Genomic DNA, 13,983 nt, shown 5'->3' with positions numbered 1-13,983 from the left:
TCGCCGCACCATACGACGCGCCTGCCCATCCCCAGCATTGATCCACCCACCCCAGCAAGAGCCATCAGAAACGACCTAGCCCCCGAGCCGAAGCTCGAAGAGCAGGACGGACACCGTACGTCGACCGATGAGCGGGGCTCCTTCACCAGCGCGAGATGCGACTGCGGCTGGCGGGGACCGGCGCGCAGGGCCCGCGACAAGGCCCGCGCGGACGCCGCCGCACACCTGCGAGGGCTCCAGGACTGACACCAGCGCTCAGGCGCCGCCGCTTCGGGGGGCCACCGCCCGGCCGCCCAGGCTCAAGGGGGCGCGACGGTGCCGTCGCGCCGTCACGTCACGGCAAGGGGCGTCACGCCGCCAGATCGCGGTCCCTGCCCCGGCCCCTGCGCGTGCCCGGCTCCGCCGCCGCGTCCACGCCCGGCCCGTCCTGGCCGCCCCGGCGGCCGTCCGCCGACGCGGCGGCCTCGGCACCAGCGCCGGCGTCACCGGCGCCGCCCTTCGCGCCCGCCCACACCAGCGCGCCCACCCGCGGAGAGCCCGCGACGGCGCGCACGACGGGCGTCAGCAGCCACATCGCGGCCGGGGCCAGCAGCAGGGAGACGGCCGTGCCGAGCGCGAGCCCGCCGATGACGTCCGTCGGATAGTGCACGCCCATGTAGACCCGGCTGAAACCGGCCGCGACGGCGAGCACGATGCCGATGAGGCCGAACTTCCTGTTGACCATGAAGATGCCGACGGCCAGGGCCATGGCCAGGGTGGAGTGATCGCTCACGAACGAGTAGTCGGACTTGCCGGCGATCAGGACTTCCAGACCGTGGTGGTCGAAGAAGGGGCGGGGGCGCTCCACGAAGCCGCGGATGGGGATGTTCACCAGCAGCGCGACGGCGGCGGCGAGCGGCGCCCACATCAGCCCGGCGAAACCGGCCACGGCCTCGTCACGGGTCTCGCGGCGGCGGGTGATCCGCCACCAGGCCCACAGCCCGAGCAGGACGAGCCCGAACACGATGCCGTACTCGCCGACGTACTCCATGGTGTGATCGGCCCAGGTGGGGGCTTCCTTCGCCAGCCCGTTGATCTCATAGAGCAGGTCGACATCAGGGTTGTCCCAAACAGCCATCGCGGTGCGGCCCCTCACTCTGCTCTACTCGTCGCTCTTCTGCGCTGCCGACCCCCGTGGTCGCGGTGCGGAACATCCGTTCCGCACCATAGAACGACACGTGGCACACCTGGCGTTCCGCTCTTACCGAACGATCACCCGGACGTTATCGAAGGGTGACCCGTCGTCGCAGCTCAGGCCCCACGCGTCACTCAGCGTTCACAGCACATTACACACCCGGACATCATCCGGCCGTAGGCCGAGTCGCGCCAAAGTACTTCGGCGTATCGATCGGATCGAAACGGATCTTCGCGCCGGTATAGGGCGCGTCGATCATGTGGCCGCCGCCGACGTAGATGCCGACGTGGTCGATCGACCGCGAGTTGTTCAAGTCCGTGCCGAAGAAGACGAGATCGCCGGGGAGAAGTTCATCACGTTTAGGGTGCGGGCCCGAATTCCACTGGTCGTTGGCGACGCGCGGCAGCTCGATCCCGACGCTCTTGTACGCCGCCTTCGTCAGCCCCGAGCAGTCGAACCTGCCGCCCTGCTCCGGAGTGCCGTTGCCGCCCCAGAGGTAGGGCGTGCCCAGCTTCTGCTGGGCGAAGTAGATGGCGCCGGCCGCCTGCTTGGACGGGTCGACGCGGCCCTTCTTGGCGGCGAAGCTCTGCTCCAGCTTGCGGATCGTCGAGACGTAGTTCTTCGTCTCCTCGTACGGCGGCACCCCGCCGTACTTGATCACCGCGTAGGCGCCCGCGTTGTACGCGGCCAGCATGTTGTCCGTCTTGTCGCCCGGCGCGTCCTTCACGTACGAGGCCAGCTTGCAGTCGTAGCTGGCGGCCGACGGGATGGCGTCCTTGGGATCCCACACATCGCGGTCCCCGTCGCCGTCACCGTCGATGCCGTGCGCCGCCCAGGTGCCGGGGATGAACTGCGCGATGCCCTGCGCCGCGGCATGGCTCTGCGCGTCCGGTTTCCAGCCGCTCTCCTGGTAGAGCTGGGCCGCCAGCAGCGCGGGATTGAGCGCCGGGCACAGGTTGCCCCACTTCTGCACCAGCCCCTGGTACGCCGACGGCACGGCGCCCTTCGCGAGGCCCACAGCGGCGCCCGTGGCGCCTCCCGCGAGGTTCGCCGCCGCCACGTACGTGCCGACCACGAGCAGCGCGACGAAGCCCGCGAGCAGGCCGAGCCCGCCGCCGAGACCCAGCAGCCATATCTTTTTCCGACGCTCCCGCACGTCTCAACCTTCCCCCATCCGCGAGCCGTTCAGTGCCGATCCGCTCCGACTCATGACAGAATCCGGGAGAAGCGCGTCGTCGTCCACGCGGCAGACGCGCACCCGCGGACGGTCCACACGGACATTCCACTCCAACATCCGACATGGGGCGGTGAGTTCACCATGTTCCTGGCAGCCGACAAGGGCGATATCACCACCATCATCGGCGGAATCGCTCCCGACTGGGGACCTTTCGGGACCCTCGGCAGCGAGGCCCGGGTGATGATCGAGGTCGTGATGGCGGTCGCCATCCTCCTCTGCCTGGGCATCGCCATCTGGGGCGCGGCCAAGCAGCGCATCGGCGCCACGGCCCTGCGCGACACCTTCAGCGCCGAGCAGGGCAAGGGGCTGATCGTCGCCGGACTGACGGGCGTGTTCATCATCGGCTCGCTCGGCACGCTCTTCACGATCGTCTACGGCATGGCGGTCTAGTCCGGGCTCCTCCGTCCCGCTTAGGGTGGCGGCACGAGCCGCCGGAGGAGCCCATGGACATCGTGAACCCCGCTCTCCACGACTATCTGCTGGCCCACTGCACACCCGCCGACGACGTGCTGCGCGACCTCGTCGAGGAGACGCAGCAGGCCGTGCCCGGCACGGAGATGCAGGTCAGCCATGACGAGGGCGTGCTGCTCACGATGCTCGTCAGGCTGACCGGCGCGCGCTCGGCCGTCGAGGTCGGCGTCTTCACCGGCTACTCCTCCCTCTGCATCGCGCGCGGGCTGCCCGAGGACGGCCGCCTCCTCGCCTGTGACGTCTCCGACGAGTGGACGTCCATCGCGCGCCGCTACTGGGACCGCGCCGGGGTCACCGACAGGATCGACCTCCGGCTCGGCCCCGCAGCGGACACGCTCCGCGCCCTTCCCGAGGAGCCGGCCGTGGACTTCGCGTTTATCGACGCGGACAAGGTCGGCTATCCGACGTACTACGAGGAACTGGTGCCGCGCATGCGCCCCGGCGGGCTCATCGTGCTGGACAACGTGCTGCGCACGGGGCTGGTCGTCGATCCGTCGGCCCAGGACGACGCCGTCCTCGCCATCCGCCAGACGAACGACACGATCACCGCCGACGCGCGCGTCGAGTCCGTGATGCTGCCGGTACGGGACGGGATCACGCTCGTACGGAAGCGGTGACCTCGCGGGTTCCTGTGCGGGTGCCCGTCCGGGGAGGTGCCCCGTGAGGGCCGGGCGCTTAGCCTCTCTGCCATGCCGACACCTTTACCGCAGCCGGAACGGCCGGGATCGCTGGACCACGCCCGTTACTGCGCCGAACTCACCGAGCAGGCCCGGCAGTTCCACGCCGTCGTACGGGATGCCGACCTGGGCGCGCCCGTGCCGACCTGCCCGGAGTGGACGCTCCGGGAACTGACCGTGCACCTCGGGGGCGCGTACCGCTGGATGGCGGAGATCGTCAGGACGCGGGCCTCAGCGAACGTCCCGGACGAGGACGTCCCCGCCTTCGCGGGCCCCGGCCCCGAGACCACCCCGGACGGGCGGGCGCCATCCGCCGAAGCGCTCGGCGACTGGTTCTCCGAGGGCGCGCTGCTGCTCGTCGAGCAGTTGCTCGCAGCCGGGCCCGACGAACCCGTGTGGTCGTGGTCGGGGGACGGCCGTGCGGGCTTCTGGGCGCGCAGGGCCACCCACGAGACGGTGATCCACCGCGCGGACGCCTGTCTCGCGGCGGGCGCGGAGTTCACGGTGGACCAGGTCGTGGCGGCCGACTGCCTGGACGAGTGGCTGGAGATCGCCACCAGCCCGGTGATGTGGCAGTACAACCCGAACCTGCACAAGCTGACGCCGCGCGCGGGCAGCACGCTCCATCTGCACGCGACGGACGTCCGTGCGCCCGAGGGCGGGGGCGGCGAGGGGGCCGCGTCGTCCGCCGAGTGGCTGATCGACGTCGGCGCGGACGGGCTCGCCTTCCGGCACGCGCACGAGAAGGCGACGGTCGCACTGCGCGGCCCCGTGGCGGACGTCCTGTGCGTCCTCTACCGCCGACTGCCCCGCGACAGCGACCGGGTTCAGGTACTGGGAGAGGCCGGCCTGCTGGATCTGTGGCTGGAAGTGGTCAGTTTCGGCTGAGGGTTGCTGTTAAAGAGGGCCAGGGCTGTTCGGCTCAGCCGTCGGCCGGGGTCAGTTCACGGATGACGCGCGCCGGGTTGCCGACGGCCAGGACGCCCGGCGGCAGATCGCGGGTCACCACGCTCCCGGCGCCCACGACGGTGTCCTCGCCGATGGTCACGCCGGGGCAGACGATGACGCCGCCGCCGAGCCACACGTTGTCGCCGATCGTGATGGGCTTCGCGCTCTCCCACTTGGCGCGGCGCGGTTCCGGCTCCAGGGGGTGCGTCGGGGTGAGCAACTGCACGTGGGGGCCGATCTGGACGTCGGCGCCGATGGTGATGCGGGCGACGTCGGCGAGCACCAGGCCCCAGTTGGCGAAGGTGCGGGGGCCGATGGTCACCTGGTAGCCGTAGTCGGCGCGGAGCGGGGTCCGTACGACGACGTCCTCGCCCACGTCGCCCAGCCACTCCTTGAGGATCGCGTCGCGCCCGGCCTGGTCGTCAGCGGGTCCGGAGTTGTAGCGCTCGGCGAGCCGTTCGGAGCGGAGCTGGTCGGCGGCGATCTCCGGATCGTCGGCGAGGTACAGCTCGCCCGCGAGCATCCGCTGCTTCTGGCTGGGCACGGTGGTGTCCTCCGGCGTGGAAGAGAGGTTGGGCAGGGCGCGGCGCTGGACTTCCATGATCGGGGAGGCTTTTGGCCGTATCAATGTCCGCCCCGCGGCATTCTTTGTCCACAGCCTGTGGACAGAGAACGGGATTTCGCCACTCCGGGCCCGACGGGACCGCCACGCCGCCCGCGCCCCGGGGCCGAGTCACGGGGATTGCGTCCGGAGGCGTCGGCACGATCCTGCCGGGTGGGGCGGGCGTACGGCGCATGGCACGCCCGTGGCGGAAAACCGTCGACGGAAAACGGGCAATGGTGGATAGTTCGGTGCGAACCAGCCTCGCCGCCTCGCCTTTTCCGTCCCCCCTCCGTCTCCCCCGGGCTCCCCCGTACGGGTCTTGCACGGGTTCGCACCGGCCCTGTAGGGGGCGGTGGCCGCGCGACGGAACCGTGGCCCCGCACGTCCACGACCACCGCGTACGCACCCGGCCCCTTCATCCACACCCCTGTGGATAAGCACACCGGGCGACGGCCCGGCGCCCCTCCGTGCGCTCACTTCGCGGGGACGCGGACCTCGTCCCGGATGCCGTCGACGCGCTCGGCGAAGGCGTCGAGGTCGACGGAGGCGGGGTCGGCCGTCAGCGCGTCGGCGCCGCTGTCGGTGACGGACCCGCCCGAGCCGTTGTCGCCCCAGGCGCAGACGGCCATGGTGAGCTGCTGGCCGCTCTCCTCCTTGGTCAGCACCTCACAGGTGAGGGGGTCCTCCGCGCCGTCGGGAGTGATGTCCCGCCGGGGCACGGCCACGTCCGTGGTGGAGTCCTGCTCCATCCCATCGAGCATGTCCCTGCCCGAGGACTCGTCGCTGGCCGAGGAGTTGACCCCGGCGAAGAGAAGCTGGTCGGTGCCCGAGCCGTCCTTGTAGAACCCGGTGTAGCCGGTGTCGCCCGAACCGAGGTCGGGGTTCTGGGAGTTCGTCTGGTCGCTCAGGTCCTCGGCGAGCGTGAGCTTTCCGCCCTCCAGGGTCTTGGGCAGCGTCACCTCGTAACCGGGCCCGGCCGCCGAGCCCCCGCCGCCCCCGCCGCCCGCGCCGCCTCCTCCGCCGCCACCGCTCATGGCCCGGATCACGCCCATGGCGCCGAAGCCCAGGATGAAGAGCCCCACGAGGCCGGCCGCGACGATGGCGATGACCTTGCCGGTGCCGCTGCCCTTCGGCGGAGGCGGCGGCCCCATGGGCGGCTGCCCCCACGGCCCGTGCGGGCCCCCAGGCCCGGACCCAGGACCAGGGCCCCACCCCGGCCCGTAAGCCTGCGGCGGGCCGCCGTACGGCGAGGGGGCACCGGGGCCGTTCTGCGGGGGGCCGAAGCCGGGCGGGGGAGGGGTGCTCATGGGGGTTCCGTTCGTCGGCGGGGGCGGGGACGGCGCGAGGGGGCGGGGCGAGGGGACGAGGGGGCGGGGCGAGGGGACGAGGCGGCGAGTTCGTCAGCTCATCATCCCCGGAGCAACGAGATCACGTCCGCGCACCGCCCCGTCCGCCGCCCCATCCGTCGCCCCCGTCCGTCGCCCCGGAACCGAAACGGAATCGCGACGGGCCCAGCCGGACGCCCCATCAGGGCCCCGTCACCTGTGCGTTCATGTGCCACGTGGGGCGCGTTGCGCATATGTCGCGTATCAATTCGTAAGACGGAGCCAGCACCCTTTGCCCTCTGGGCCCACATGGCCGGTACCCCCGCTAACGTCATGTGAGGAGACAATGCACTGACGGCAGTTGAGCGGTAGAGGTCGAGGGGGCACGTCCGGCATGAGCATCGGCGGCGGAGACGGTTACGGCGAGCGTGATCGTGGGGGCGAGGACAGCCCGTACGACGGTCATGGCTCAGGCCGCCTCACCACCCGCACGCGACTCCCCGACGGCGAGACCGGCAGCGGCGGCAGACCTCCGGCCAGGCCGGGGCGCAGCGTGGCCACGGTGGTGGGCGTCGTGGTGCTGCTCGTCGCCGCCATCGCCTTCGCCAACAGAGGCGGCGGCGACGGCGACAGCACGGACGGCAAGAAGGCCGACACGGCCCGGCCCACAGCGCCCACCGGCACGAAACCGGTGGAGGGCGGCCCGGGCGGGATTCCGGCGGGGTTCCCGAAGACGGAGCAGGGGGCGCAGAGCGCGGCGTCCAACTTCGCCGTCGCCCTGGGCGGTGACGAGATGTTCAACCAGTCGGCCAGGCACCGGATCGTCGACGCGGTCTACACTCCCGCGGCTGCGGACAAGCTGAAGTCCCGGCAGGACAAGGCGTACTCCACCGCGTTCCTGAAGAAGCTGGGCCTGGACGAGGAGGGCAAGCCCCTTGAGGACAGGACCTTCGTCTCCCGCACCATCCCCGTGGGCACCAAGGTGACGGACTTCGGCGGCGACAGCGCCACCGTGTCCGTCTGGTACACGGCCCTCATCGGCATGGCCGGTACGGGCTCCCAGGACCCGGTCCGCACCGACTGGAAGACCTGGACCTTCAAACTGCACTGGACCGACGGCGACTGGAAGGCGGCCACCGCCAAGCAGAAGGACGGACCGGCGCCGGTGCCGGGGGATGTTCCGGCGTCGGGTGCGGAAGAGATCAGCAAGGCGGTCGAGGAGTACGGAGGGTTCACGTATGCCCGGTAGCAAGGGACACCGCGGTCGCTGGATCGCGGGCACCGTCGTGGCCTTCCAGGCCGCCGGACTGTGGCTCGCCACCCGCGCGGCTGCGGCGCCCTCCCCTGACCCGTGCGCGGAGCTGAGCGGGCCCGGCAAGGAGTACTGCGAGCAGGACTCCACGGGCGGCAGCGGCGGAGGCGGCTCCGACCCCACCTCCGCCCTCGACCCCCTCTCCTCCCTCGCCAAGGGCTGCGCCGAAGCCGCCGCCTGGACCGTGGACAAGCTCTCGGACCTCGTCAACGACACGACGAAGGTCGACTTCACCAACCCCGACTTCCTCCGCCAGTACGCGGTCGTCTTCGCCGCCTCGACGGTCCTCACGCTCACCCTCTGGCTCCTCGCGGTCGCCAAGCGGGCGATCCGCGGGGTGCCGCTCACCGAGGCGCTGACCGAGGCGATCGGGTTCCTGTGGCTGACGGTCATCGCGTCCGCCTTCACGCCGCTGATCCTCTATACGATCGTCTCGGCGACCGACGCCGTCACGGACGTCATCGCGAGCGGCACATCGGACAAGACCGACAAGTTCTTCGGCACGTTCTCCGAGGCCCTCAAGGAGGGCGAGGACATCGGCGGCGGGCCGATCATGCTGATCGTGGTCTCGCTGGTGTCCGTGCTCGCCGCTGGCGTGCTGTATCTCGAACTCGTCGTCAGGGCGGCGCTCCTGTACGTCGGCGCCCTGCTCGGCACCGCCGTCTACGCGGGCCTGGTGGACAAGAACATGTGGGGCCACGTCCGCCGCTGGGCGGGCATCATGATCGCGGTGATCCTGGTGAAGCCCGTCATCGTGATCGTGCTCGGACTGGCCGGGGCGCTCTCGTCGTCCGACGGGCCCAACGCGTTCTCCGCGATCGTCTCGGGGCTCGCCATCATCCTGCTGGCGATCTTCGCGAGCGCCATGATCTACCGCTTCGTCCCCGGCTTCGGCGACGAGATCGTCAACCACCGCAACGCCAGCCGCGACCCCGCCTCCCGTGCGGCGGCGGCCGTGGTCTCCTCGCCCGCCGCGCTCGTACGCCAGGGCATCAACACGCACAGCGCCCGCGGCAGCGGAGGCGGCGGTGACGGCGGAGGCGGCGGAGGGGGCGGCGGCGCCAAGCCCGCGAACCCCGTCAGCGGCGGCGTGGCGGCCCACAGCTCCCGCGGCGGGGGCGGCGGAGGCGGCACCGGAGGCGCAGGCGGTGGCGGCGGTCGCGGAGGCGGCGCCCCCGCCCCCCGCTCGGCCCCGGCGCAGCGCGCCCACACCGACCGAGGGACCTCGTCCCGGCCCAACCGTTCCGGAGGTGATCGCGGATGACGACCTCCTCTGCCCCGGCCGGCGGTCCGCGCCGCACGTACATGATCGGCCGCGCCAGGCCGAACGCGATCATCGGCAAGAACCGCGAGACCGGCGAGATCGCGCTGATCATCGCTGGTGCCTTCCTGGGCATGATGAGCGGTCTGCTGATCCCGGTCCTCTCCTTCCGCATCCCCGCCCTGGTCGGCTTCCCGATGCTCGCGCTGGCCGCGATCTACGTGCCGTACAAGGGTCGTACCTTCTACAGGTGGTTCGAGATCAACCGCTCATACAAGAGAATGCTGCGCAAGAACGCCACCCAGTACCGCTCCACCGCCGCCGAGGCGGGCACCTCGCTCGACGGCCGTGAGGTCGAGGTCGGCGCGCCCCCCGGCGTCGGCCGCATCAACTGGCTCTCCGCGCCCTTCGGCCCCGACGAGATCGCCGTACTGCTCCACGCCGACCGGCGCACCGTCACCGCCGCCATAGAGATCGAGGGGCCGGGCGTCGGGCTGCGGGACAGCGAGGACCAGGAGGCCCTCGTCGACCGCTTCGGCACCCTCCTCAAGCATGTCGCGAACGGCGACGGCTTCGTCACCCGCCTCCAGATGCTCGCCCGCACGCTCCCCGCCGACCCGGACGCGCACGCCAAGGACGTGGAGCAGCGCGGCGACCACAGGGCCGCGCCCTGGCTGCGGCGCTCCTACGACCAGCTCCAGTCGATGGTGTCCACGTCCAGCGAGCAGCACCGCGCCTATCTCGTCGCGTGCATGCACTACACCCGCGAACTGGCCACCGAGGGCGCCACGATCGCCAAGGCGGCGCGCCGGGGCGCGGGCCGGAAGCTGACCAAGGACGAGGGCATGGCCATCGTCATGGCCCGCGAACTCACCGACATCTGCGCCCGCCTGGCGGAGGCCGACATCCGCGTACGGCAGCCCCTCGGCCAGGCCAGACTCGCCTCGCTGATCCACTCGATGTACGACCCGGACCACCCCATCGACCACATCCAGGCGATGTCGAAGCGGAACGCGTGGCCCGCCGAGCTGGACGCGACGGAGCCGACCTACCTCCAGGCCAAGACCCGCGAGTCGACGACCCGCGCCCCCTGGTGCCACTCCACGGCCTGGATCAAGGAGTGGCCGCTGACGCCCGTCGGCGTCAACTTCCTGGCCCCGCTCCTCGTCCACACGCCGGACGTGATCCGTACGGTCGCCGTCGCCATGGACCTGGAGCCGACGGAGCTGGCGATCGAGCGGATGCTCACGGAGAAGACCAACGACGACGCGGAGGCGAGCCGCGCCGCGAAGATGAACCGGACCGTCGACCCCCGGGACGTCGCCGCGCACGGCCGCGTCGACCAGCGCGGCGAGGACCTGGCCTCGGGCGCGGCCGGGGTCAACATCGTCGGCTACATCACCGTCTCCTCCCGCTCCCCCGAAGCGCTCGCCCGCGACAAGCGCACGATCCGCGCCTCGGCCGGAAAGAGCTACTTGAAGCTGGAGTGGTGCGACAGGGAACATCATCGGGCGTTCGTCAACACGCTGCCGTTCGCCACCGGGATCCGACGATGACGACCCTCACGAGCACGACGACGACGACCACGACCACGACCATGGGAACGACGCCGAGGACCACCACGAGGACCACGACGACGAGGCCGACCAGCACGACAGTCACGCCGCCGAAGACGACCCGGAGGTAACGGCCATGGCCGCGCTCGATCCACTGACCGCCGTCACCGAGGCGTTCACCAGCTTCCTCTTCGGCAAGACCGAGACCACTCGGCTCCCCGTCCGCACCTCGACGGGCCAGGCCCAGGCGGTGTACCTCCCCACCGCCGCGCCCGGACTCGGCGATTCCGGCGTCATCATCGGCCGCGAGGTCTACAGCGGCAAGGGCTACATCTACGACCCCTTCCAGCTCTACGGCCAGCAACTGCCGGCGCCGCACTGGCTGGTGCTCGGCGAGTCGGGCAACGGCAAGTCGGCGCTGGAGAAGACGTACGTGCTGCGCCAGTTGCGCTTCCGCGACCGCCAGGTCGTCGTGCTCGACGCGCAGGGCGAGGACGGCGTCGGCGAGTGGAACCTCATCGCCGAGGAGATGGGCATCACCCCCATCCGTCTCGACCCGACGGCGGCCCTGGACCAGGGCATCCGCCTCAACCCCCTCGACCCCGCCATCACCACCACGGGCCAGCTCGCCCTGCTGCGCACCATCATCGAGGTGGCGCTCGGCCACGGTCTCGACGAGCGCTCGGGCTTCGCGCTGAAGGTCGCGCACTCCTACGTCAACGCCACCATCGCCGACCGCCAGCCCGTCCTGACCGACATCGTGGACCGGCTCCGGCACCCCAAGCCCGAGTCGGCGGAGGCGATGAACGTCGCGCTGGACGACGTGCGGGCCTGGGGCCTCGACGTGGCCCTCGTCCTGGACCGGCTGGTGGACGGCGACCTGCGCGGCATGTTCGACGGGCCGACGACGGTCGGCATCGACCTCGACGCGCCGCTGATCGTCTTCGACCTCTCCCACATCGACCGCAACTCGATCGCGATGCCGATCCTCATGGCGATCGTCGGCGTGTGGCTGGAACACACCTGGATCAGGCCCGACCGGAAGAAACGCATCTTCCTGGTGGAAGAGGCGTGGCACATCATCAACAGCCCCTTCGTGGCACAGCTCTTCCAGCGGCTGCTGAAGTTCGGCCGACGGCTCGGCCTCTCCTTCGTCGCGGTGGTCCACCACCTCTCCGACGTCGTGGACGGCGCGGCGGCGAAGGAGGCCGCCGCCATCCTCAAGATGGCCTCGACGCGCACCATCTACGCCCAGAAGGCCGACGAGGCACGCGCGACGGGCAAGGTGCTCGGGCTGCCGCGCTGGGCCGTCGAGATCATCCCGACGCTCTCCCCCGGCATCGCGGTCTGGGACGTCAACGGCAACGTCCAAGTCGTCAAGCACCTGATCACCGAGGACGAACGCCCGCTCGTCTTCACCGACCGCGCCATGACCGAGTCCTCCGCCGTGGACGAGGACGCCGTCGACTTCGACGCCGTACTGGAAGCGGATCTGGAAGCCGAGTCCGAGGCCCGAGCCCTGCCCATCGAGCAGGGCAGGGCCACGAGAAACTCCACCGTCGCCTGACATGCGCGGAGGACACGAAGAGCACCGGGCACGGGGCACGCGGGGCCCCTACGGCGACGGGTACGGGGACGGGTACGGGGACGGCGACGGACACGGCTCCCCGTACGACGGCCGGGGGCCGCGCCCCGGCGGCCCCCGTCGCACCCGTACGGGGCCGTCGGGGGGCCGCGGCGTCCCGGACAGCCTGCTCGTGGGCGGCCTCGCCTTCCTCCTCGGGCTGACGGTGTTCACCTGGTCGGCGACGGGCCTGGCTGGCCTCTTCAGCCACGGCTCCTGGCCCGAGGGTGTGACCTTCGGCCGTACGCCCCTGGCCATGCGCGCGCTGGCCACCGAGCCCCACGACCTCGCGGGCGCTTGGCCGGAAGCGCCGGACGGGCAGTTGTCGGGGTACGGGCTGTTCTGGGGCGTCTTCATCAGCCAGTTGCTGGTGCTGCTCGTCCTGACGGTCTTCGTGGTGGGTACGGTCGCGCGCGCCCGCGCCGTACGGGCCGCCCGCCGCGACGGCCTCCTCGCCCGGCCGCGCCGGCCCCACGAGCAGCCGCCCCCGGCGCACGAGGCGGCCGAGACGCCCGTACCGACGCCGACACCGGCGCCCGCGCCACCGCCCGTCGAACAGCCCCAGGAGCCGACGCCGACGCAGGACGCGTCGACCGGGCCCGGAACGGCGACCGCAACGGATGTGGGCGCGCTCATGGGCGCCGGAACCGGAATCGGTACCGGAATCGGGACCGGAATCGGCATGGCCACCGCCCCGGGCGCCGACGCCGACCCCCGCACCCTCGTCCAGGACGCGCCGGGCGCCGCCCTCGTCGTCACCCGCGACGCCGCGCTCTGGGAGGACACCAAGGACGGACGGGCCAAGCTCGGCCCCGTCCACGTCTTCGACCCCACGCACCTCTGCGACACCCCCAACCGCATCCGCTGGGCCCCGCACCACAACTGCGCGGACAAGACCACCGCGGCAGCCCGCGCGACGGCCCTGCTGGAGCCCCTCCGCTCGCCCCGCCCCATCGACGCGGAGGCCCACGCTGCCGCCGTGACGCTGCTGCGCTGCTGGCTCCACGCGGCGGCGCTGGAGGACCGGCCGTTCCGCGAGGTGCACCGCTGGGCCCTCGCGAAGACGCCCCCGTCGGACCCCGTGCAGACACTGCGCACGCACCGCAAGGCGTCCCCCGGCTCGGCCGGTGAACTGGAGGCCACCCTCACGGCGCACCCCGAACGCCGTCGCGCCGCCACGGAGCTGATCCGGCAGGCCCTCGCCCCGCTCGCCCAGCTCCACGTCCGCAACGCCTGCACGGCGGCACGGGCCGACCGCGTCGCGCTGGAGTCCTTCCTCGACGAGACGGGCACGCTCTACGTCGTGGGCGAGGACCCCGAGGTCATGCCGATCCTGAACGCCCTCACGCAGAGCGTGGCCGAGCACGGCCGCCGCGTGTCCGCGCGGCCGTCCGCAGCCCAACTCGACCCGCCGCTCACCACGGTCCTCGCCATGGACCCGAGCACCCCGCTCCACCCCCCGGCTCCCTGACACCTGTCTCCCCCGTTTTCCGACCGTCGTCCTCGGCTCCTGTTTGACGCCTCTCAGTCAGACGCTGAACGCGGGACAGATCTATGTCACGCTCACCCTGCTCGAAAAGGCGGGCCTGGCCGTCCAGGTCCGCGAGGAAAACGGCGGTACGCGGCCCGACCGCGTGGGCATGAGGTAATCCCGTTTTCGGGCATGCAAAAAGCCCCTGGTCTCAGTGATTGAACACTGAGACCAGGGGCCCCTAAAAATTGTTCGGCGGCGTCCTACTCTCCCACACGCTCCCGCATGCAGTACCATCGGCGCTGAAAGGCTTAGCTTCCGGG

Annotated in this window: 15 protein-coding genes and 1 rRNA gene; 10 read left to right on the top strand and 6 right to left on the bottom strand. The window is 71.3% G+C overall.

Going from position 1 to position 13,983, the window contains the following annotated elements; all coding sequences use genetic code 11:
* Positions 1-63: 63 nt before the first annotated feature.
* On the top strand, positions 64-246 hold the full coding sequence (locus tag ACYVOO_RS05165; protein WP_461014439.1) for a hypothetical protein: 183 nt from the start codon (positions 64-66) through the stop codon (positions 244-246).
* 103 nt (positions 247-349) lie between these two features.
* On the opposite strand, the gene ACYVOO_RS05160 is transcribed toward ACYVOO_RS05165, so the two are convergent.
* The gene (locus ACYVOO_RS05160) at positions 350-1,117 is read right to left on the bottom strand and encodes a phosphatase PAP2 family protein (protein WP_461014437.1); all 768 of its coding nucleotides are present in this window, start codon (positions 1,115-1,117) and stop codon (positions 350-352) included.
* A gap of 223 nt (positions 1,118-1,340) precedes the next feature.
* A complete protein-coding gene (locus ACYVOO_RS05155; RefSeq protein WP_461014438.1) occupies positions 1,341-2,300 on the bottom strand; it encodes a C40 family peptidase in 960 nt (319 codons plus the stop codon).
* 192 nt (positions 2,301-2,492) lie between these two features.
* Here ACYVOO_RS05155 and ACYVOO_RS05150 point away from each other — a divergent pair, with 192 nt between their 5' ends.
* The 3 genes from ACYVOO_RS05150 to ACYVOO_RS05140 all read left to right on the top strand — a co-directional run bounded on the left by ACYVOO_RS05150 (position 2,493) and on the right by ACYVOO_RS05140 (position 4,447).
* On the top strand, positions 2,493-2,801 hold the full coding sequence (locus ACYVOO_RS05150; protein ID WP_453349008.1) for a hypothetical protein: 309 nt from the start codon (positions 2,493-2,495) through the stop codon (positions 2,799-2,801).
* Positions 2,802-2,854: 53 nt separating this feature from the next.
* The gene (locus ACYVOO_RS05145; RefSeq protein WP_461014436.1) at positions 2,855-3,499 is read left to right on the top strand and encodes an O-methyltransferase; all 645 of its coding nucleotides are present in this window, start codon (positions 2,855-2,857) and stop codon (positions 3,497-3,499) included.
* Between the two features lie 72 nt (positions 3,500-3,571).
* Complete coding sequence (locus tag ACYVOO_RS05140) at positions 3,572-4,447, top strand: maleylpyruvate isomerase N-terminal domain-containing protein (RefSeq protein WP_461014435.1); 876 nt, start codon at positions 3,572-3,574, stop codon at positions 4,445-4,447.
* Positions 4,448-4,481: 34 nt separating this feature from the next.
* Here ACYVOO_RS05140 and ACYVOO_RS05135 read toward each other — a convergent pair whose 3' ends face one another.
* Complete coding sequence (locus ACYVOO_RS05135; RefSeq protein WP_453349021.1) at positions 4,482-5,030, bottom strand: sugar O-acetyltransferase; 549 nt, start codon at positions 5,028-5,030, stop codon at positions 4,482-4,484.
* A 554-nt stretch (positions 5,031-5,584) separates the two neighbouring features.
* Positions 5,585-6,418, bottom strand: coding sequence for a hypothetical protein (locus ACYVOO_RS05130; RefSeq protein ID WP_461014434.1), 834 nt, complete (start codon positions 6,416-6,418; stop codon positions 5,585-5,587).
* A 412-nt stretch (positions 6,419-6,830) separates the two neighbouring features.
* On the opposite strand from ACYVOO_RS05130, the gene ACYVOO_RS05125 reads away from it, so the two are divergent.
* Genes ACYVOO_RS05125 through ACYVOO_RS05115 form a run of 3 tightly spaced genes read left to right on the top strand, consistent with a single transcriptional unit; the run spans position 6,831 to position 10,565 of the window.
* Positions 6,831-7,685 (top strand): hypothetical protein, encoded by an 855-nt coding sequence (locus ACYVOO_RS05125; RefSeq protein ID WP_461014433.1) that lies wholly within the window; start codon positions 6,831-6,833, stop codon positions 7,683-7,685.
* Positions 7,675-9,012 (top strand): hypothetical protein, encoded by a 1,338-nt coding sequence (locus ACYVOO_RS05120; protein ID WP_461014432.1) that lies wholly within the window; start codon positions 7,675-7,677, stop codon positions 9,010-9,012. The genes ACYVOO_RS05125 and ACYVOO_RS05120 overlap by 11 nt, the downstream gene beginning before the upstream one ends.
* Positions 9,009-10,565 carry an SCO6880 family protein gene (locus ACYVOO_RS05115; RefSeq protein ID WP_461014431.1) on the top strand — a complete coding sequence of 519 codons (1,557 nt, stop codon included), beginning with the start codon at positions 9,009-9,011 and terminating at the stop codon, positions 10,563-10,565. Before ACYVOO_RS05120 ends, ACYVOO_RS05115 begins: the two co-directional genes overlap by 4 nt.
* Here the strand turns inward: ACYVOO_RS05115 and ACYVOO_RS05110 are convergent.
* Positions 10,528-10,671, bottom strand: a complete 144-nt coding sequence (locus tag ACYVOO_RS05110) for a hypothetical protein (protein WP_461014430.1) — start codon at positions 10,669-10,671, stop codon at positions 10,528-10,530. The genes ACYVOO_RS05115 and ACYVOO_RS05110 overlap by 38 nt on opposite strands.
* Before the next feature lie 30 nt (positions 10,672-10,701).
* On the opposite strand from ACYVOO_RS05110, the gene ACYVOO_RS05105 reads away from it, so the two are divergent.
* The 3 genes from ACYVOO_RS05105 to ACYVOO_RS05095 are packed head-to-tail and all read left to right on the top strand — an operon-like array spanning position 10,702 to position 13,838.
* A complete protein-coding gene (locus ACYVOO_RS05105; protein ID WP_461014429.1) occupies positions 10,702-12,132 on the top strand; it encodes an ATP-binding protein in 1,431 nt (476 codons plus the stop codon).
* Position 12,133: 1 nt separating this feature from the next.
* Positions 12,134-13,660: a site-specific integrase gene (locus ACYVOO_RS05100; RefSeq protein WP_461014428.1), complete on the top strand. Its 1,527-nt coding sequence runs from the start codon at positions 12,134-12,136 to the stop codon at positions 13,658-13,660.
* A gap of 43 nt (positions 13,661-13,703) precedes the next feature.
* Positions 13,704-13,838, top strand: coding sequence for a hypothetical protein (locus ACYVOO_RS05095; protein WP_461014427.1), 135 nt, complete (start codon positions 13,704-13,706; stop codon positions 13,836-13,838).
* Positions 13,839-13,910: 72 nt separating this feature from the next.
* Here ACYVOO_RS05095 and rrf read toward each other — a convergent pair.
* Positions 13,911-13,983: ribosomal RNA gene (gene rrf / locus ACYVOO_RS05090) — 5S ribosomal RNA — on the bottom strand; the annotation flags it as partial.

Source organism: Streptomyces daliensis (assembly GCF_054782395.1).
The sequence above is the reverse complement of the archived record's forward strand: the minus strand, read 5'-3'. Positions and strand labels throughout refer to the sequence as shown.

Bases quoted from the DNA above. Each gene is read 5' to 3' on its own strand.
- ACYVOO_RS05160 (WP_461014437.1), bottom strand. From the start codon at position 1,117: ATGGCTGTTTGGGACAACCCTGATGTCGACCTGCTCTATGAGATCAAC.
- ACYVOO_RS05115 (WP_461014431.1), top strand. From the start codon at position 9,009: ATGACGACCTCCTCTGCCCCGGCCGGCGGTCCGCGCCGCACGTACATG.
- ACYVOO_RS05120 (WP_461014432.1), top strand. From the start codon at position 7,675: ATGCCCGGTAGCAAGGGACACCGCGGTCGCTGGATCGCGGGCACCGTC.
- ACYVOO_RS05125 (WP_461014433.1), top strand. From the start codon at position 6,831: ATGAGCATCGGCGGCGGAGACGGTTACGGCGAGCGTGATCGTGGGGGC.
- ACYVOO_RS05100 (WP_461014428.1), top strand. From the start codon at position 12,134: ATGCGCGGAGGACACGAAGAGCACCGGGCACGGGGCACGCGGGGCCCC.
- ACYVOO_RS05150 (WP_453349008.1), top strand. From the start codon at position 2,493: ATGTTCCTGGCAGCCGACAAGGGCGATATCACCACCATCATCGGCGGA.
- ACYVOO_RS05135 (WP_453349021.1), bottom strand. From the start codon at position 5,030: ATGCTCGCGGGCGAGCTGTACCTCGCCGACGATCCGGAGATCGCCGCC.
- ACYVOO_RS05140 (WP_461014435.1), top strand. From the start codon at position 3,572: ATGCCGACACCTTTACCGCAGCCGGAACGGCCGGGATCGCTGGACCAC.
- ACYVOO_RS05145 (WP_461014436.1), top strand. From the start codon at position 2,855: ATGGACATCGTGAACCCCGCTCTCCACGACTATCTGCTGGCCCACTGC.
- ACYVOO_RS05105 (WP_461014429.1), top strand. From the start codon at position 10,702: ATGGCCGCGCTCGATCCACTGACCGCCGTCACCGAGGCGTTCACCAGC.
- ACYVOO_RS05130 (WP_461014434.1), bottom strand. From the start codon at position 6,418: ATGAGCACCCCTCCCCCGCCCGGCTTCGGCCCCCCGCAGAACGGCCCC.